Source organism: Mycobacterium sp. NGS34 (genome assembly GCF_059812845.1).
In genome coordinates, this window is the sequence record NZ_JCALDM010000002.1 from 160,893 (window position 1) to 178,712 (window position 17,820).

At 68.9% G+C, this 17,820-nt stretch carries 18 protein-coding genes and 3 tRNA genes; 15 read left to right on the forward strand and 6 right to left on the reverse strand.

Annotated elements, in window-relative coordinates; translation table 11 throughout:
* Positions 1 to 32: 32 nt before the first annotated feature.
* Genes recD through recC form a run of 3 tightly spaced genes read right to left on the reverse strand, consistent with a single transcriptional unit; the run spans position 33 to position 8,350 of the window.
* Entirely contained in the window at positions 33 to 1,745 is a 1,713-nt protein-coding gene (gene recD / locus AC5Y7V_RS05665) for an exodeoxyribonuclease V subunit alpha (RefSeq protein ID WP_499879623.1), read from the reverse strand.
* Between the two features lie 2 nt (positions 1,746 to 1,747).
* A complete protein-coding gene (gene recB / locus AC5Y7V_RS05670; protein WP_499879077.1) occupies positions 1,748 to 5,044 on the reverse strand; it encodes an exodeoxyribonuclease V subunit beta in 3,297 nt (1,098 codons plus the stop codon).
* Positions 5,045 to 8,350, reverse strand: coding sequence for an exodeoxyribonuclease V subunit gamma (gene recC, locus AC5Y7V_RS05675; RefSeq protein WP_499879078.1), 3,306 nt, complete (start codon positions 8,348 to 8,350; stop codon positions 5,045 to 5,047).
* A gap of 71 nt (positions 8,351 to 8,421) precedes the next feature.
* Here recC and AC5Y7V_RS05680 point away from each other — a divergent pair, with 71 nt between their 5' ends.
* The 3 genes from AC5Y7V_RS05680 to cynS are packed head-to-tail and all read left to right on the forward strand — an operon-like array spanning position 8,422 to position 10,182.
* Positions 8,422 to 8,937: a nitroreductase family protein gene (locus tag AC5Y7V_RS05680; RefSeq protein WP_499879079.1), complete on the forward strand. Its 516-nt coding sequence runs from the start codon at positions 8,422 to 8,424 to the stop codon at positions 8,935 to 8,937.
* Positions 8,938 to 8,965: 28 nt separating this feature from the next.
* The gene (locus AC5Y7V_RS05685; RefSeq protein WP_499879080.1) at positions 8,966 to 9,721 is read left to right on the forward strand and encodes a class I SAM-dependent methyltransferase; all 756 of its coding nucleotides are present in this window, start codon (positions 8,966 to 8,968) and stop codon (positions 9,719 to 9,721) included.
* Between the two features lie 5 nt (positions 9,722 to 9,726).
* Positions 9,727 to 10,182 (forward strand): cyanase, encoded by a 456-nt coding sequence (cynS, locus tag AC5Y7V_RS05690; protein ID WP_499879081.1) that lies wholly within the window; start codon positions 9,727 to 9,729, stop codon positions 10,180 to 10,182.
* A 113-nt stretch (positions 10,183 to 10,295) separates the two neighbouring features.
* Here cynS and AC5Y7V_RS05695 read toward each other — a convergent pair whose 3' ends face one another.
* The 3 genes from AC5Y7V_RS05695 to AC5Y7V_RS05705 all read right to left on the reverse strand — a co-directional run bounded on the left by AC5Y7V_RS05695 (position 10,296) and on the right by AC5Y7V_RS05705 (position 12,682).
* The gene (locus tag AC5Y7V_RS05695) at positions 10,296 to 10,991 is read right to left on the reverse strand and encodes a crotonase/enoyl-CoA hydratase family protein (protein WP_499879082.1); all 696 of its coding nucleotides are present in this window, start codon (positions 10,989 to 10,991) and stop codon (positions 10,296 to 10,298) included.
* 20 nt (positions 10,992 to 11,011) lie between these two features.
* Positions 11,012 to 11,845 (reverse strand): DUF8453 domain-containing protein, encoded by an 834-nt coding sequence (locus AC5Y7V_RS05700; RefSeq protein WP_499879083.1) that lies wholly within the window; start codon positions 11,843 to 11,845, stop codon positions 11,012 to 11,014.
* A 123-nt stretch (positions 11,846 to 11,968) separates the two neighbouring features.
* Positions 11,969 to 12,682 (reverse strand): MBL fold metallo-hydrolase, encoded by a 714-nt coding sequence (locus AC5Y7V_RS05705; RefSeq protein WP_499879084.1) that lies wholly within the window; start codon positions 12,680 to 12,682, stop codon positions 11,969 to 11,971.
* Between the two features lie 70 nt (positions 12,683 to 12,752).
* On the opposite strand from AC5Y7V_RS05705, the gene AC5Y7V_RS05710 reads away from it, so the two are divergent.
* From AC5Y7V_RS05710 to rplA, 12 genes are all read left to right on the forward strand, one after another.
* Positions 12,753 to 12,959 carry a type II toxin-antitoxin system VapB family antitoxin gene (locus AC5Y7V_RS05710; protein ID WP_499879085.1) on the forward strand — a complete coding sequence of 69 codons (207 nt, stop codon included), beginning with the start codon at positions 12,753 to 12,755 and terminating at the stop codon, positions 12,957 to 12,959.
* 96 nt (positions 12,960 to 13,055) lie between these two features.
* Positions 13,056 to 13,128 (forward strand) — tRNA-Thr (locus tag AC5Y7V_RS05715).
* Between the two features lie 52 nt (positions 13,129 to 13,180).
* Positions 13,181 to 13,254: transfer RNA gene (locus AC5Y7V_RS05720), tRNA-Met, on the forward strand.
* 44 nt (positions 13,255 to 13,298) lie between these two features.
* Positions 13,299 to 13,466: a 50S ribosomal protein L33 gene (rpmG, locus tag AC5Y7V_RS05725; RefSeq protein ID WP_066907182.1), complete on the forward strand. Its 168-nt coding sequence runs from the start codon at positions 13,299 to 13,301 to the stop codon at positions 13,464 to 13,466.
* 43 nt (positions 13,467 to 13,509) lie between these two features.
* Entirely contained in the window at positions 13,510 to 13,989 is a 480-nt protein-coding gene (hadA, locus tag AC5Y7V_RS05730) for a (3R)-hydroxyacyl-ACP dehydratase subunit HadA (protein ID WP_499879086.1), read from the forward strand.
* Positions 13,976 to 14,404 carry a (3R)-hydroxyacyl-ACP dehydratase subunit HadB gene (hadB, locus tag AC5Y7V_RS05735; RefSeq protein WP_499879087.1) on the forward strand — a complete coding sequence of 143 codons (429 nt, stop codon included), beginning with the start codon at positions 13,976 to 13,978 and terminating at the stop codon, positions 14,402 to 14,404. The genes hadA and hadB overlap by 14 nt, the downstream gene beginning before the upstream one ends.
* Positions 14,405 to 14,418: 14 nt before the next feature.
* On the forward strand, positions 14,419 to 14,919 hold the full coding sequence (gene hadC / locus AC5Y7V_RS05740; protein ID WP_499879088.1) for a (3R)-hydroxyacyl-ACP dehydratase subunit HadC: 501 nt from the start codon (positions 14,419 to 14,421) through the stop codon (positions 14,917 to 14,919).
* 144 nt (positions 14,920 to 15,063) lie between these two features.
* Positions 15,064 to 15,136: transfer RNA gene (locus AC5Y7V_RS05745), tRNA-Trp, on the forward strand.
* Between the two features lie 142 nt (positions 15,137 to 15,278).
* Positions 15,279 to 15,731, forward strand: a complete 453-nt coding sequence (secE, locus tag AC5Y7V_RS05750) for a preprotein translocase subunit SecE (RefSeq protein WP_499879089.1) — start codon at positions 15,279 to 15,281, stop codon at positions 15,729 to 15,731.
* Positions 15,732 to 15,844: 113 nt separating this feature from the next.
* Positions 15,845 to 16,549, forward strand: coding sequence for a transcription termination/antitermination protein NusG (gene nusG / locus AC5Y7V_RS05755; RefSeq protein ID WP_499879624.1), 705 nt, complete (start codon positions 15,845 to 15,847; stop codon positions 16,547 to 16,549).
* A gap of 24 nt (positions 16,550 to 16,573) precedes the next feature.
* Positions 16,574 to 17,002 carry a 50S ribosomal protein L11 gene (rplK, locus tag AC5Y7V_RS05760; protein WP_066907205.1) on the forward strand — a complete coding sequence of 143 codons (429 nt, stop codon included), beginning with the start codon at positions 16,574 to 16,576 and terminating at the stop codon, positions 17,000 to 17,002.
* Positions 17,003 to 17,071: 69 nt separating this feature from the next.
* Positions 17,072 to 17,779 carry a 50S ribosomal protein L1 gene (gene rplA, locus AC5Y7V_RS05765; RefSeq protein WP_499879090.1) on the forward strand — a complete coding sequence of 236 codons (708 nt, stop codon included), beginning with the start codon at positions 17,072 to 17,074 and terminating at the stop codon, positions 17,777 to 17,779.
* The last annotated feature ends 41 nt before the right edge of the window (positions 17,780 to 17,820 follow it).

Sequence of the window (17,820 nt, forward strand, 5' to 3'; positions counted from 1 at the left end):
CCACGGCAAGTTGACGTCGCGCGGCACCAGGATCAGCGCGCCGCCTGCAGCCGCTGACGCAGCCCGCTCGCCCGCACCGCCCGCCGTCCGATCGCGGCGCGCACCGACGCCTCCGAACCGACCACCCGGACCTTCGCCTTAGCACGGGTCACCGCGGTATAGAACAGCTCACGGGTCAGCAACCGCGAATCCTCGGGCGGCATCAGCACCGTCACCTCGGCGGCCTGGCTGCCCTGGCTCTTGTGGATCGTCATCGCGTGCATGGTCTCGATGTCCGCCAGCCGGCTGGGGGAGAAGTCCAGCGGCCCGGCGGCGCCGGCGATGACGGCCCGCAGCCCATCCTCGCCGGCGACCACGACGCCGGTGTCGCCGTTGTAGACCTTGAGCCCATAGTCGTTGGCCGTCACCAACAATGGGCGGCCGGCGTACCACGCCGCGAACGCCGGCTGGCCCGTCTCCTCGGAGAGCCAGCGCTCCACCTTCCGGTTCCAGTGCGACACCCCGTACGGGCCGCGGCGGTGCGCGCACAACAGCCGGTGCTCGTCGAGCGTCGCCAACGCCGCACCGGCGGCCCCGAGCACCGCGGCCTCCCGCACGCGCAGCGCGTGGGAAACCAGCACCCGGCGCAACCGGTCGGCCGGGCGGTCGGAGTCGATCCACTCGATGTGCTCCCCGCCCGCAACCAGCAGCGCCACCACCCGGTCGTCGTCGCCGGTGCGGATCGCCTCGGCCAACGCGCCGATCGACTCGCCGAATCGGTGGGGCGTGCGCAGGGCGGCCACCCGGATGTCGTGACGGGCGGCGAGCCCCTCCACGAGGTCCGCGAGCACCGCGCCGGCTTCCACCGAGGCGAGCTGGTCGGGATCGCCCACCACGATCAGCCGCGCGTCGGGGCGCACGGCCTCCAGCAGCCGGGCCATCATGGTCAACGACACCATCGACGTCTCGTCGACGACGATGACGTCATGCGGCAGCCGGTTGCCGCGATTGTGCTTGAACCGCACCGACGTATCCGGCCGCGCGCCCAGCAGCCGGTGCAGCGTGGTGGCCCGCAGGCCGGCGAGCCGCGCCCGGTCCGCCGCATCGAGCTTCTCGACCTCGGCGGCCACCGCCTCGGCCAGCCGCGCCGCGGCCTTGCCGGTCGGTGCGGCCAGCGCGATCCGGGGTCGCGGGGCACCGGCGAGTTCGGCCTGGCCGACCAGCAGCGCCAGCAGCCGCGCCACCGTGGTGGTCTTGCCGGTACCGGGCCCCCCGGTGAGCACCGTAACCGCTTGCGACAGCGCGATTTCGGCGGCCGCGCGTTGCTCGTCATACTCCGGGTGAGGGAAGAGCCGCTGCAGGGCGGGCACGTCGCCCGCTGTCTCGGACACCGAGAGCGCCAACAGATCGGCGCATACCTGCTCCTCCTCGAGCCAGTACCGATCCAGGTAGAGCAGGTCCCCGAACAGCCGCAGCGCCGGCGGCGATCCGAGTAACGGGCTGGCGCCCACCGCGGCCAGCCAGTCGTCGGCGGCGGGCCAGGGCAGCCCGGCGGTGCCGAGCTGCGCCTGTACCGCCCGCAGGTCCACGCACACCGAACCGCCCCGCAGCGCGCGCACCACGAGCGCGATCGCCAGCGCCACCCGCTCGTCGGGCTCGCCGGCGAGCGCGGTGAGCCGCTGCGCCACATGGACATCCGCCGCCTCGAAGACGCCGGCGTCACCGAATGCCCGCAGCAATCCCTCGGCGGCGATCGCCTGCACCACCGTCACGCGACCGCCCTCCCCGCGTCGAGCAGATCCGACAACGCCGTAACCAACGAAGACGGCGGGTGCCAGCTGAACACCCCGGACGGATGCCCGTTGACGGCGGGCGTGTCCGCCCCGCACATCCCGCGCACGAACAGGTACAGGACACCACCGAGGTGCTGCGCGGGATCGTAGCCGGGCACCCGCCACCGCAAGAACCGGTGCAGCACAACACTGTACAACAGCGCCTGCAGCGGATAGTCCGAGTGCAGCATCGCCTCGATGAGCCGCCGCCGGTCGTAGTCGGCCGACGTCAGCGGCCGCTCCGGCTCGCCCAGCCAGTTGGTCTTGTAATCCACCACCAGATAGCGGTGCCCCGCGCCGTCGGGAATGCGTAGCACGGCGTCGACCGAGCCAGACAGGTAGCCGCGCAACGACTGGCCACCCAGCGCCGGGCCCGCCAACCGGTCGGCGTACGAGGCCAGCGCGTCGTCGGCGGGCAAGTGCTCGCGCAACAACGCGCCCATATCCGCCAGGAGAAGCTCGGGTGCCGTCGCACGCAGATCGCCGCCGGCCAGCGGAAACTCAAAGTCCATCTCCCGCAGGCGATCGCGCAGCCCGATCCGCCGCAGCGTCAGACCGCCGGCCAGCGGGCCCAGCGGGGTGTCGTGCATCGGCACCAGCGCCGCGGCCAGCGCCTCGGCCGCCACGTCGACCGGCCACCATACCGAGTGCCTCCGGATGTGCGACTCCAACTCGGCCGCCAGATCGGCGGCCAGCGGGTCGGCGGTCTCCAGCACCGCGTGCACCAGGGTGCCGAACTTCGCGCCCATCGGCAGGTCGGCCATCGGCGAGGGCAGCTGCGGCCCGGATGCGTTCTGGGTCAACGGGACTGCGCCGGATTCGTCGTCCAGCTCGGTGACCTCGGGCTCGCTGCTTACCCCGGTGGGCTCGGCCATCCGGATGAGACCGGAGTAGGAGGTGCGTCGCCAGCCGGTGTCGATGCTGCGGTGGAAGTGCCGGTTGTTTAGGTTCGGCGGCACCGGCTCGGGCGGCATCGAGGGCAAGGCCGGGGCCATCACCGACTCCTCGATCACCGGGCCGCCCGCGGCCTCCCATTCGCGCAGCCGGGCCAGCGCGTCGTCATCGGAGATCTTCGCGGGCTCGCAGCGGTCCGGCACGAACGCCTCTCCCGGGCGGCGGCCGCGCAGCAGCCGGGACAGGCCGCCGTTTGGTTCGTCGAAGGCCGGCGACCACCACGCCACCACCTGCGACTGCGCGCGGGTCATCGCGACGTAGGTCAGCCGGCTGGCGTCGCCGGCGTCCTCCGCGCGTCCCAGCCTCTCGACGGTCGCGAAGTCGGGGCTGTCGCTGCCGCCGACGTGCAGGCAGCGCAACCGGTCGTCGTGGAACAGCACGATGTCGCGTTTCGGCACGCTGCGGTTGAATGCGAACGGCAGGTACACGATCGGGTACTGCAGCCCCTTGCTCACGTAGACCGTCATGATCTGAACGGCGGCCGCGTCGCTGTCCAGCCGCCGGTTGCGTTCGGTCGAGCCGCTGCGTTCGTCGCGCTGGCGGCGCAGCCAGTCGCGCAGCGCGGGCAGGCTGTAGTGCTCGCGGTGCGCCACATCTCCCAGCAGCTGCGTGATGTGTGCCAGGTCGGTCAGGTGGCGCTCGCCGCCCTGCCAGGACAACACCCGATCGCCCATGCCCCGCAGTTGCGCGGCCTCGAAGATCGCCGCGACACCGCGCTCGCGGGCATGACCCGCCCACTCCCGCAACGTTTCCGCCACCCGGTCGGTCAGCGCATCACCGCCGGCTGCCAGCGATTCGGCGGTCTCGCCGAAGAACATCGTCGCCGCCGCGGCGCGGACCATGCCGGGCCGGTGCGGTTGATCGAAGGCCTCCAGCAGGCAGAGCCAATCCTCGGCCGCATCGGAGGTGAAGACGTCGGAGTCGCCGGTGTACACCGCCGGGATGCCCGCGTCGCACAGTGCCCGAAAGCATGCGCTGGCGTCCTTGTGCCTTTCCACGATCACGGCGATGTCGCGGGCCTGCAGCGGCTCACCGGCGAAGGTCGCTCCGGCGGCGAGCAGGGCGCGGATGTCGGCGGCCAGGTCGGCACCGATGTGGCGCCGCAGCTCCTCGATCGGCAGGTTCGCCAAACTCCTGCGCCCCAACGCCGTTCGCGGCACCACCCGCAACCGGAACGGATCGTTGTGGGGGCCGCCGGCCAGCCGGTGACCCCGATGGTGCGCGTCGACCTCGTTCACCACGATCGCGGGATCGCCGAGCTGGGCGCCGCGCAGCACCACCTGCAGGCGTTCGACCAGCGCGGCGTCGCTGCGCCAGTTGGTGCCCAGCGTCTTCTTCTGGCCCGCGGTTTCGGCCGCGCGCAGGTACGTGTCGATGTCGCCGCCGCGGAACGCGTAGATGGCCTGCTTCGGGTCGCCGATCAGGACGACGGTGGAGCGCCCGCTGAACGCGCGGTCGATGACCTGCCACTGCACCGGGTCGGTGTCCTGGAACTCGTCGACCATCACGATCGGCCAGCGTTGATGCATGCGCACGCGGGCGGGCGAATCGTCGGTGGCCAGCGCGTCCGCCAGCCGGCTCAGCAGGTCGTCATAGCTCAGCACCCCCAGTTGCCGCTTGCGGGTATCCAGCTCGGCAAGAACATGTTTCGCGAATCCCACGCACACCGCCGCCCGCGATCCGGGGGCGGGATCGAGCGGCCGCAGCTGCGCCGACGGGTTGTTGGCCACCTCGCGCGCCAGGCGCAGCGCATCGCGGTAGGTCAGCAGCGGATCGTCCCGCTGCTGACCGAAGTGGGCCAGATACAAGTCGTCGACGATCTCGGTGACGAGCTCGTCGAGGCTCTCGATCAGGGTCACGCTGGCGGCGGTGTCGCCGGCCACCCCGAGCGAGCGCAACACCAGCTGGCAGAACTGGTGGGTGGTCGCGATGGTCGCCGCGTCGAATCCGGCCAGCGCGTCACGGAGGCGCTGCCGGCGCAGCTTGCGCTCGTCGTCGGTGCCGTCCAGCAGGTGGGCCACCAATTCATTGGCCTCGGCGTCGCCGTCGAAAGCGGCTACGGCGTCGACGATTTGGCAGCGCACCCGCTCGCGCAGCTCCTGGCTGGCGGCCCGGCCGAAGGTGATGAGCAGCATCTGGTCGAGCGTCGCCGCGCCCTCGGCGAGGTAGCGGGTCACCAGGCCGGCCAGCGCGAAGGTCTTGCCGGTGCCCGCGCTGGCCTCCAGCACCGTCGTGGAGCGATCGGCGGGCAGCGGGCCGAGCAAATCGAAGCGCTCCATCTAGCCCGGCCTGCTCTCGGCGCGCAGCATCGGCAGCCAGACCCGGGCGGCGTAGGCGCCGAGTCGGGTGTCCTCGCCGTCGCACTCCTCACCGGGCCGCGGAGGCCGCATCAGGTCCTGCAGGCGCGCGTTGCGGCCCCAGGCCCGCACGTGGGCGGGGGCCTCGTTCTCGCCGGGATAGTTGCCGGATTTCCACCGGAATTCCGCCTCGCGGACGGGATCGTCACCGCAATGCCGGGCGGCCGCCCAGGCATAGGATGTCTTGACGGGCAACGGAATCGGCTCCCGGCGCCCGGCGTCGTAGATCGCCACCAGCTCGCGCAACAGCCGGACGGCTTCGTGGGCGGGGTCCGGCGGCCGCCTTAGCCCCTCCGCCCGCGGGGCGGTGCCCCGCTTGGCGCGGCCGATGCACACCGCCGACCAGTCGTGGCCCGGGTCACGAGCGGTCAACGCCAGCAACGGAATCCACGACTCGAGCAGGTGCTTGCCGTCCAGCCTGGAATAGGTGACCGACACCAGCCGGTCGCCGTACACCGGCGACACCGTGCCCGTGAGCCGTCGCCCGCAGCCGAGCTCGATGTCTTGGATGTCCACGTCGTAGGCCCGAGGCTCCGCCCGCCGCAGCCGCAGCGCCTCCTTGGCGAGCACCGTGGCCTGATCGCGGATCTCGGTCGCTTTGCGCCACCCCAGCTGGCCGGGCGGCAGGGTGCCGCGGCGCCACTCGGCCTGCCGCGCCTCATCGGGCGTCATGCCGCGCAGGATGTCGCCCAGCATCCGGTCGCCGACCGTCCACTCCTCGAGCGCGTTGAGGTCCACGGGCATGGCGTCCTGCACGCCGTCGACGTCGCGGGGCAGCGTGAATTCCAGGGCGCGGAAGAAGCCCTTCACCGGGTCCTTGAAGAAGTCGACGAGGTCGGCGAGGATCACGTCGTCGGCGGGCGCTGGCGGCAACGGCCCGGAGATGAAGTCGGGACGCTCGCCGCGCTCGCCGCCGGCCACCCTCGCCGCCCGCAGCACGGTCGGGTCGAAGCTGAACGGAACCTTCGGCACCAGCTCGCCGGGCGTGACGTTGCGAATATCGAACGGCTGCAACGGATGCTCGACGAGGACGCGCTCGCGGACGCCGCCCGGCACGGTCTCATCGAGGGTGTCCAGCAGTTCAGCCAGCGGCACCGCCGGCGGGCGCGGCTGGCCGGAGTACTCGTTGGCGCCGGTGTAGGTGATCACCAGTTTCTCGGTGGCCGCGCCGATGGCGTCGAGCAGCAATTGCCGGTCCTCCGAACGGATGTCGCGTTCACCGGTCATCGGGTTGCGGGCCAGCACGTCGTCGCCGTCGACGACGCCCACGCGGGGGAACACACCGTCGTCGAGCCCCACCAGGCACACCACCCGGTGCGGCACCGAACGCATCGGCACCATCGTGCATACCGTCAGCGTGCCGGTGCGGAAGTTGGCCCGGGTGGGGCGCCCGGCGAGGTGCCGGTCGAGCAGCGCGCGGACGTCGGGCAGCCGCAACTCGGTCTCAGCGCGCGGGCCGGCGTCGGCCAGCACCTGGGCGAACTCACGCTGCAGCTGGCTGGTCTGCCACAGGTCCGCATCGTCGACGCGCGCCAGCAGGGCGATGCCCTCGGTCAGGGCGGCCAGCCACTCGCGCAGCGGCCGCGCGCCGCTGAGCGAGTCGACGACATGTTGCAGCCGGCAGACGAATTCGGCCAACTGCCCGGCCAATTGGACGCGGTTGCTGCTGACGTCGTCGAGGGGGAGGGTGGCGTCGATCCAGGCGTGCGAGTCGTCGGACATCGCGACGCCGGTCAGCACCCGGTCGATGCCGAAACGCCAAGTGTTGTGGACGAAGTCGACGTGATACGGCCGCCGGTGCTCCTGGTCGAAGCCCCACCGGATGTTCGCCTGCCGCACCCAACGGGTGATGGCCTCCAGGTCGTCGTCGGTGAAACCGAAGCAGGCGCGCACGGGCGCGGCCTCGGCGAAGTCCAGCACCTCGCTGGCGGTCACCCGGCTGCCCGCCAGCGCGAGCAGCTGCGCGGCCACGCCGAGCAGGGGGTTGGTCTGGATCGGCGAGCGGTCGGCGAGCCGCACCCGCAAGCGGTGGGCCGGATGCGCGCCGTGCACCACGTCGCCGAGCCCGAAGTCGGCGACGATCAGCGGCGCGTAGGTCTCGATGTCCGGACACATCACCAGGATGTCGCGCGGCTCCAGTGTGGGGTCGTCCTGCAGGAGGCCGAGCAGCACCTCGCGCAGCACGTCGACCTGACGGGCCGCGCCGTGGCAGCTGTGTATCTGGACGGAGCGGTCGTCCGCCGCGACCGTGCGCCCTTGGCGCCGAACGGCATTGGCCGCGATGTCGGACTGCAGCCAGCCGAGCAGCGTGTCGGGACGCGGCCGGCCGGGCAGGTATTCGTCGGTGCGCGGATCCGCCGGCAGGCCGCGCTGCAGCTCGCGCAGGTCTCGCCCGAGCGTCGCCAGCAGCGGATGCCTCACGTCGCGGTGGCTGACGTCCGCGCGGCGGGGAATCGCGCCGCGGACGCCGGCCAGCGCCCGCCACAGCCCGTCGCTGGGGTGCGGCAGCCACAGGTGCAGGTCGTGGTGGGTCGCCAGAGCGTCGAGCAACTGCACGTCGGTGCACGCCAGGCGGGTGTGCCCGAACAGCGACAGCCGCTGCGGCAGGTCGCTCGGCCCGTCCCGCAGCCGCTCGACGGTCTTGCGGTGGCGCACGTGCGGGGGGTCGGCCTGCACGCGCCCGACCAGCGCCCGCCACAGTTCCGGCTGCCAGAGCAGGTCCTCGTCGAGGTCCCCCGCGTTGCCGTCCAGCCAGTCGGTGAGCAGGTGCGGGCGCTGCCGCGCGTAGGAGGCGAACAGCCCCGCCAGCCGGCGCGCCGTCGCATACCGCCGGGCCCGGCGCAGCTCCGACTCCTCGCCGGTGTGGAAGTGGCCCAAATGTGTTGCCAGCGTTGCACACCACGGCTCGTCGAGGCTGCAGTCGATGACCTCCAGCAGCGGCCACGTCATCGCCTCCGGCGACCACGGGTCCTCGTCGACCGTGCGGGTGATTTCGGCGGTCAACGACGCCGGGCTGCGGAACGCCACCCCGGCGCACACCCCGTCGCCGCCGGCGGCCCCGGACCCGAGCACGTGCGACAGCCGCTGAGAAAGCCAGCGCTCCACACCACGCGCGGGCACCAGCACCAGCTCCTCGGCGAACGGATCGGCCTGGGGGTCGGCCAGCAGGGCGCCGAGAGCATCGGCGAGTGAGTCGGTGCGTTCGGCGCGGTGGAGATGGAGGGCCATTGCGCTGCCACCATAGAACGCCGCACCGACGGGCGGGGATGATTCCGCGCCGACATGCCGTTCGACATGGCATGGAAGCTTGGGACGCGATCAGCGCGCGGCGCAATGTCCGGCAGTACCAGCCAGAACCGGTGTCGGAAGAGGACCTGAACCGCATCGTAGAGGCCGGCTGGCGGGCGCCGTCCGCGAAAAACCGGCAGCCGTGGGACTTCGTCATCGTCACGGACCGCGATCAGCTGCGGGAACTGTCCACGGTCTGGCAGGGCGCCGGTCATATCGCCGCGGCCCCGGCAGCGATCGCGATCGTCGTGCCCGAGCCCCCGGACCAGCGCCGGCTGGTCACCGACACCTACGACATCGGCCAGGCCACGATGGCGATGATGATCGCGGCCACCGACCTGGGCATCGGGACGGGCCACTCGTCGGTGGGCGATCAGGACAAGGCGCGGGCCATCCTGGGCGTGCCCGATGACCACCAGGTCGCCTTCCTGCTGGGCGTCGGATATCCCGCCGACCGTCCGCTCACCCCGGTCCGCAAGCCGAATCGGCGTCCCTTCGCCGAGGTCGTCCATCACGGGCGCTGGTGAGCGCGCGCGACTGAATATGATTGTGCTCGTGCATGATCACCGCGGCGACTACGGAATCGACGGCTCATTCCACACGATCTCGGCGCGCACGCAGGCCATCGCCGTGGCCGCCCAGGCCGCGGCCTTGGGGGTGTGGGCCGGGATCGGCTGGGCGCGCGGCCGGCAGGCCAGGGCGGCGCTGGCCGGGGGATCGGGCGTCGCCCTGCTCGGGGCGATGTTCTCGTATATCTACGCGACGCGCTCGGGCAAGTTCGTCGTCTGGGACCGGGTGCTCGACGAGCTGCGGCTGCGCGGCGACGAGACCGCGCTCGACCTGGGATGCGGGCGCGGCGCGGTGTTGATGGCCGCGGCCAAGCGGCTGCCGCGCGGCCGGGCGATCGGGGTGGACCTGTGGCGGGCCGATCAGACCGACAACTCACAGCAGGCCACGCTGGCCAACGCGGCCTTGGAAGGGGTGACCGACCGCGTCGAGGTGCGCACCGGCGACATGACCGCCCTGCCGCTGCCCGACGAAAGCGTGGACGTCATCGTCAGCAACCTGGCGATCCACAACATCCCGACGCGCGCCGGCCGGTGGCAGGCCCTGGACGAAGCGGTTCGCGTGCTGCGCCCGGGCGGTCGGCTCGCCATCGCCGACCTGTGGGAGACCCGCAACCACGCGGCCCGGCTCCGCGAGCTGGGCTGGCGAAACGTCAAGCGGCGCAACCTCGGATGGCGCATGTGGTACGGCGGCCCCTGGTTTTCCACGCGCCTCGTCACCGCCACCAAACCGGTGCAATGCTGATACGCATGACGAGAAACGAACTCACCGAACAGGTCGTCGTCGCGCGGTTGGCGAAGGGGCTGACCTGGCAGGAGCTGGCCGACGCGATCGACAGGCCGGTGCTGTGGACCACGTCGGCGTTGCTGGGCCAGCACCCGATACCCGCCGAGCTCGGCAAGGTCCTCGTCGAAATGCTCGGTCTCGACGAGTCGGCGGTGCCCGTGCTGGCCGCCCCGCCCATGCGCGGCGGCCTGCCCACCGCCGTGCCGACCGATCCGACCATCTACCGCTTCTACGAAGCCCTGCAGGTGTACGGCGGCGCCATCAAGGAGGTGATCCACGAGCAGTTCGGCGACGGCATCATGAGCGCGATCAACTTCAGCGTCGACCTGCAGAAGCGGCCGCACGCCTCCGGCGATCGGGTGGTGGTGACGTTCGACGGGAAGTTCCTGCCCTACCAATGGACGTCGGCGCAAGGGTGAAGTGACGGTGCGCCGCATCCGTGCCACACTGGCCGCGAGGAGGCGAGCAACGCGGTGGTCAGGTCTTTTACCTGCCACCGCGTTCGCGTTGCCAGTTCAGGCGCCGCGGGGTCTCAGAGCCCGAACTCGGCCTCTATCCCGTCAATTCCGGCGCGGATGGCCGCCAGGGCGTCGGCGCGGGCGCGCAATTTGGTTGCGGCGTGGGCGTGCTGGTGCAGGCCGGCGAATTCGCGCGCGGCCTCCTCGGCGCGGCTGATCACCATCTCGGGCAGCACGATTTCGTCGACGAAGCCCGCCGCGAGGGCGGTTTCGCCGAAGAACGTCTTGGCCAGCCCGGCGGCCTGCTGGTAGGCCGACTGGGTCAGCCGCAGCTTCATGATCTCCAGCGCCGCGTAGGGGATGACCATGCCGATCGCGACCTCGTTGGCCTGGATGTTGTAGGCGTGCGCGGCCACCCGGTGGTCGCCCGACGACAACAGGAACGCGCCCATCGCGATGGCGTGGCCGGTGCAGGCCATCACCACCGGCTTGGGATAGGACAACAGTCGGTACGCCAGCTCGAAGCCGCCGCGGAGCATGTCGATCGCGGGCTGCGCCTGACCCGAGGTCAGGATCTTCAGGTCGAAGCCGCCGCTGAACACGCGCTCGTTGCCGGTGATCACCAGCGCCCCAGCGTTGTCGCTCTCGGCCCGGTCGATCGCCTCGCCCAGCGCCTGCTGCATGGTCGGGCCCAGCGCGTTGACTTTGCCGTCGTCCATCCGGATGACCGCGATGGAGTCCTTCAGGCTGTAGAGGACCGGGCCGCTCATGGTTGCTCCTTCGATCCTCGTCAGACGTGCTGGCTGCGGTGTTTGGCCAGGTCGGCCTCGGCGTTTCCCCAGCGCAGGCTGACGTCGGTGGGCTCGTCGAGCTGCCGGGTGCGCCACCGGTCCTGGGTCTCCTGCACGGCGCCGTTGATCCGCTCGATCTCGCTGCGGAACACGTCGGGGCGGGTTTCCTTGCTCGCGTAGTGGAAGTAGGTCAGCAGGCCGCGCAGCAGCTCGAGCTTCTGCTTTTCCCGTTTCGCCAGGTCGTGGCTGGTCATCAACTCGATGCGCTGAACCGGCGGCAGCGCGTCCCAGTCCAGCACCACATTCGTCTGCAGGACGGGTCGCTCGCCCTGCCAGAACCGCCAACCGCGCGGCTTGTCGGGGCGGTCGTAATAGATCACCGTCCCGGCGAAGCGAGATTCGATGCCGGTTCCGATTTCGGCGCGATCGAGCGCCGAGTCCCACACCATGCGCCATTCCTGGCCGGGCGCGAGCACCGGCAACTCGCGCGGAAGCTGCAGTTCTACGACGTCGGCGTAGCCGTCGGCGGCGTTTTCGTATTCGGCCACCGTCGGCGGATTCGGAAATGAAAAACGGATGTCATAGGCCGCGGTCTGGCCGAAATTCCGGACGACGAGTTCGATCACGTGCCAGTCGGCGGAGTGGGGCTCCATGAACATCGCGACGTGGGGCCGGGTCCGCTCTGCTGCCACCCGACGACTGAGCCTGAGCTGGCGATTTGTGAAGATCAGCGCGACGATACCGAGCAAGATGGCAGCCCACGCCGCCCACGCCAACCAGGTGCTGGACCCCACATTTGTTACCCCGTGCCAGCCGCCCTGGATCCACCCCATTGAATCCACCCTCCGCTTATATCACAGTGATCTTCGGCGGGAAATTTCGCTGGACCGATCGTAGAGGTATTCGGCCCATATTGCCGCCCGGCAATCAGTGCATCGAAAAAAGGCCAGGTTCAATTAGCCGCCCATCAACATTCGCCACTGATCGAGATCGGCGGCGCGGTACACATAGTTGGAGCGCTTGACCTCCGACAGCGATGCGCTCGGCTCGGCCGAATACCAGTGTCCCGGAAACACTGTCGGGTCGCCCGGCAGCGCGGCGAGACGCTGCAGACTGCGATACATCTCGTCGGAGTCGCCGCCCGGGAAGTCGGTGCGGCCGCAACCGTCCAGGAACAGCGTGTCCCCGGCGACCAGGCGGTCCCCCAGCAGGAAGCACTGGCTGCCGGGAGTGTGCCCCGGGGTGTGCAGCAGCTCGATTTCGATTTCGCCGATGCTGACCTTGTCATGGCCCTCGTGGGTGGTGAGGTCGTCCATTCCGATCCCGGTCACCCGCGAAACCCAAAGGGCTTCATGGGTATTCACATGAACCGGGACCTCCGCCCGCTCCTGCAGCTCGGCCAGGCCCTCCATTTTGAAGCCCATCATCTCCCCGCCCACGTGGTCGGGGTGATGGTGGGTCACCAGCACGCCGGACAGGCGCATGCCGTCGGCCTCTAGCGTGTCGAGCAGGTCGCCCGCGGCATACGCGGGGTCGACCACCAGGCAGTCCCCGGTCTGGCGGTCCCCGATCAGGTAGGCAAAGTTGCGCATCTGCGTCGCGAACATGTCACCGGCGGCGAAATCGCGACCCGACAGCAGTTGGCGAAAGTACAGCCGGTCCTCTGGCACCCGACCAGACTAGGGCCTGGCCGCGGCTCGCCGCTCGGTTCAGCCCATGCTGAGTGGGTATTGTTGGCCCATGAAGAAGACGGTCGAGATCGAAGTCGACTTCGATCTGGTCCAAGAGGCGATACGTCGGTTCCATCTGGCCGACACGCGCGAGGCCGTCAATCTCGCGTTGCGGACCCTGCTCAGCGAGTCCGACGCGACGGACCAGGACGACGAGGAGTACGACGAGTTCAGCGACCTCAGCGCGTGGCAACCCCATCGCGACGCGACTAGTTGAGGAGCCGCCCACGGCCGCGTCGGCGGTTTGGTGACGTTGCGCGCCAGGCTGTACCCTCTTTTAGGCCCCGCGGCAGGACTGTCGCTTGGGTGAACGGCCCCCTTAGCTCAGTCGGTAGAGCGTTTCCATGGTAAGGAAAAGGTCAACGGTTCGATTCCGTTAGGGGGCTCGGCGGACGCCGAGCAGGCAGGCGGCCCACACCCCAAACGGGGTGGCCCCGAGGCGATGTAGCTCAGTCGGTTAGAGCGAACGACTCATAATCGTTAGGTCGCCGGTTCGAGTCCGGCCATCGCTACAAGGCAAAAGCGCGACTTGAGAGAGATTTGAGAGAGAACGGACATGGCTTCCAGTACCGATGTGCGGCCCAAGATCACCTTGGCATGCGAGGTGTGCAAGCACCGCAACTACATCACCAAGAAAAACCGCCGCAACGACCCCGACCGCATGGAGCTGAAGAAGTTCTGCCCCAACTGCGGCAAGCACCAGCCTCACCGCGAGACACGGTAGGGCCGCTGCATCTATTGAGATTGACTAGGTAGGTTCTAGACCTGTGTCTTTGAGTCAGGATCTTGTCGGGATTCACTTCCGCTATCCGGACCACTATGTGGTGGAGCGGGAGAAGATCCGCGAATACGCGGTGGCGGTGCAAAACGACGACCCGTGGTTTTTCGGGGAGGACGCGGCGGCCGAACTCGGCTACAAGGCCCTGGTCGCCCCGCTGACCTTCATCTGCGTGTTCGGCTACAAGGCTCAGTCGGCGTTCTTCGACTACCACAACATCGCGGTCGAGGACGCGCAGATCGTCCAGGTCGACCAGGTGCTGAAGTTCGCGAAGCCGATCGTGGCGGGCGACAAGCTCTACTGCGATGTCTGGCTGGACTCGATGCGCGAGGCGCACGGCACCCAGATCATCGTGACCAAGAACATCATCACCGACGAGGCCGGTGACATAGTGCAGGAGACCTACACGACCCTGGCGGGCCGTGCGGGCGAGAACGGGGAAGCGGGATTTTCTGATGCCACTGCGTGAGTTCAGTTCGGTCAAGGTGGGCGACAAGCTCCCCGAGAAGACCTATCCGCTCACCCGCCAGGACTTGGTGAACTATGCGGGGGTCTCCGGTGACTTGAACCCGATCCACTGGGACGACGAGATCGCCAAGGTCGTCGGGCTGGACACCGCGATCGCGCACGGCATGTTGACGATGGGGCTGGGCGGCGGCTACGTCACCTCGTGGGTCGGCGACCCCGGCGCGGTCACCGAGTACAACGTACGGTTCACCGCCGTGGTGCCGGTGCCCAACGACGGCAAGGGCGCCGAGCTGGTCTTCAGCGGCAGGGTGAAGTCGGTGGATCCGGACAGCAAGTCGGTGACCATCGCCATATCGGCCACCACCGGCGGCAAAAAGATCTTCGGCCGGGCCGTCGCGTCGGCAAAGCTGGCGTAGGCGGGGGCTAGTTCATGGCGCTCAAAATCGACGTCCGCGGGATGAGCTGGATATACCCGGACTACTTCGAGATTGGCCGCGAGCAGGTGCGCGCCTTCGCGCGAGCGGCTAAGTGCGACAATCCGGCCCACTTCGACGAGGCCGCCGCCGCCGAACTGGGCTACGAGGGCCTCGTCGCGCCGCTTACTTTCGTTTCGATCTTCGCGAAAATCATCCAGGACGACTTCTTCCGGAATGTGGACATAGGCATGGAGACCATGCAGATCGTCCAGGTCGACCAGCAGTTCGTCTACCACCGGCCGCTATTCGTCGGCGACAAGATCTTCGGCCGCATGGACATCGAGTCCGTCAACGAGCGCTTCGGTGCCGACATCGTCGTCACGAAGAACACCTGCACCAATCTTGATGGCGAGGTCATTCTGAGCGCCTACACCACCCTGATGGGACACGAGGGTGACGACTCCATCCAGCTCAGATGGGACAAGGAAACCGGCCAGGTCGTCAGAACCGCGTAATTAGTATCTGACTCCCACGCCGATGTACACTCGGACCTCGGGGTTTTCCCAGCATCAGCGCGCTTTCCGGGATTCACACAATCGGGGAGCGCGCGTGTCATGTAAGCCCCGGCAGGTAAGCGCAGGTTGGCCTGCCAACCGCGAAGGGGCGTAGCTCAACTGGCAGAGCAGCGGTCTCCAAAACCGCAGGTTGCAGGTTCAAGTCCTGTCGCCCCTGCTGATGGCCGTCCGACGACGACGCAGGCCGAAACGGCCTGAGGAGGAGTCGGACAAACGCGGCGCGTGCGATGGTGGACACTGGAAGAAGTGCCCCACCATGCGGGACGGCTCGCGGAAACTAGCAAACAAAGGAGCATGCGGTGAGCGACGAGGGCGACGCAGCCAACGACGCCGCACGCGACGGCGGCGAGACTGAGGACAGCCGCGACAGCGGCGGTCGCACGGCCGTGGTGACGAAGCCCGCGCGCCCCACCGGCAAGCGGACGCGGCAGCGCGTGACCGACGACTCGAGTTCGTCGGTCGACGCGGAGTCGTCCGACGAGGTCGAGGCCGCCAAGGGGGGCAAGGCCAAGAAGGGCCCAACGGCCAAGGCCCCCAAGAAGAAGCCCGCCGGTCGTTCGGTCAATCCGTTCGCGTTCGTCTACAACTACCTCAAGCAGGTCGTTGCGGAGATGCGGAAGGTGATCTGGCCCAACCGCCGGCAGATGCTCACCTACACCTCCGTGGTGCTGGCGTTCCTGGCCTTCATGGTCGCGGTGGTCGGCCTGGCCGATTTCGGCCTGGCCAAGCTGGTGCTGCTGGTGTTCGGCTGAGCTTTTCAGAGTTACAGGAAGGACCGAAAACCGTGACTACCTTCGACGGTGACACGTCCGCGGGTGAAGCGGTCGACGTGCAGGACGTCGCCGAGACCGCCGAGGCCGCCGAGATCAGCGAGGCCCCCGAGGCCGGCGAGGCCACCGAGACCCCAAGCGACGAGGCTCCCGCCGAGCCGACCGAGGAGGTCGAGGAGGACCCCGCCGCCGCGCTCAAGGCGGATCTGCGCAGCAAGCCCGGCGACTGGTACGTCATCCACTCGTACGCGGGATACGAGAACAAGGTGAAAGCGAACCTGGAAACCCGCGTGCAGAACCTGGACGTCGGCGACTACATCTTCCAGGTCGAGGTGCCCACCGAAGAGGTCACCGAGATCAAGAACGGCCAGCGCAAGCAGGTCAACCGCAAGGTGCTGCCCGGCTACATCCTGGTGCGCATGGACCTGACCGACGACTCGTGGTCCGCGGTGCGCAACACCCCGGGCGTCACCGGGTTCGTCGGCGCGACCTCGCGTCCGTCGGCGCTCTCGCTGGACGACGTGGTGAAGTTCCTGCTGCCGCGTGGGGCGGCGAAGAAGGCCGCCAAGGGCGCGGCCAGCACCGCCGCCGTCGCCGAGGCTGGCGGCCTGGAGCGCCCGACCGTCGAGGTCGACTACGAGGTCGGCGAGTCGGTGACGGTCATGGACGGGCCGTTCGCGACGCTGCCGGCCACCATCAGCGAGGTCAACGGCGAACAGCAGAAGCTCAAGGTGCTGGTGTCGATCTTTGGCCGCGAAACCCCCGTCGAATTGACGTTCAGCCAAGTCTCGAAGATTTAGCAAGGAAGGAACGAACAACAACTCATGGCCCCGAAGAAGAAAGTCGTCGGGCTGATCAAGCTGCAGATCCAGGCCGGGCAGGCCAACCCCGCCCCACCGGTCGGCCCTGCGCTCGGCCAGCACGGCGTCAACATCATGGAGTTCTGCAAGGCGTACAACGCCGCGACGGAAAACCAGCGCGGCAACGTCATCCCGGTGGAGATCACGGTCTACGAGGACCGCAGCTTCACCTTCGCGCTCAAGACACCGCCGGCCGCCAAGCTGTTGCTCAAGGCCGCCGGTGTGGGCAAGGGCTCCGCGGAGCCGCACAAGACCAAGGTCGCCAAGGTCAGCTGGGATCAGGTCAAAGAGATCGCCGAGACCAAGAAGGCCGACCTCAACGCCAACGACATCGACGCCGCGGCCAAGATCATCGCCGGTACCGCCCGGTCGATGGGGATCACCGTCGAGTAGCAACGCACGCCGTGGGAGGGCCAGCTTCGGCCCGCGTAACCACGACCCAACACCAGATTGGATGAATCAATGAGCAAGAACAGCAAGGCATACCGCGCCGCCGTCGAAAAGGTGGACCGCAACAACCTCTACACCCCGCTGGAGGCGGCCAAGCTCGCCAAGGAGACGTCGTCGGCCAAGCAGGACGCGACCGTCGAGGTGGCGATCCGGCTCGGCGTCGACCCGCGCAAGGCCGACCAGATGGTCCGCGGCACCGTCAACCTGCCGCACGGCACCGGTAAGACGGCCCGGGTCGCGGTGTTCGCCGTCGGCGACAAGGCCGAGCAGGCACAGGCCGCCGGCGCCGACATCGTCGGCAGCGACGACCTGATCGAAAAGATCCAGGGCGGGTTCCTGGACTTCGACGCCGCGATCGCCACCCCCGACCAGATGGCCAAGGTCGGGCGCATCGCCCGGATCCTGGGTCCGCGCGGCCTGATGCCGAACCCCAAGACCGGCACCGTCACGCCCGACGTCGCCAAGGCCGTGTCCGACATCAAGGGCGGCAAGATCAACTTCCGCGTGGACAAGCAGGCCAACCTGCACTTCGTCATCGGCAAGGCGTCGTTCGACGAGAAGAGCCTGGCGGAGAACTACGGCGCCGCGATCGACGAGGTGCTGCGGCTCAAGCCGTCGTCGTCGAAGGGTCGCTACCTGAAGAAGATCACGGTGTCGACGACCACGGGCCCGGGCATTCCGGTGGACCCGGGCGTCACCCGCAACTTCGCGGAGGCGTAGTAAGTCGGCGCCTCGGGGCGCCGACGAACGCAGCCGACCAT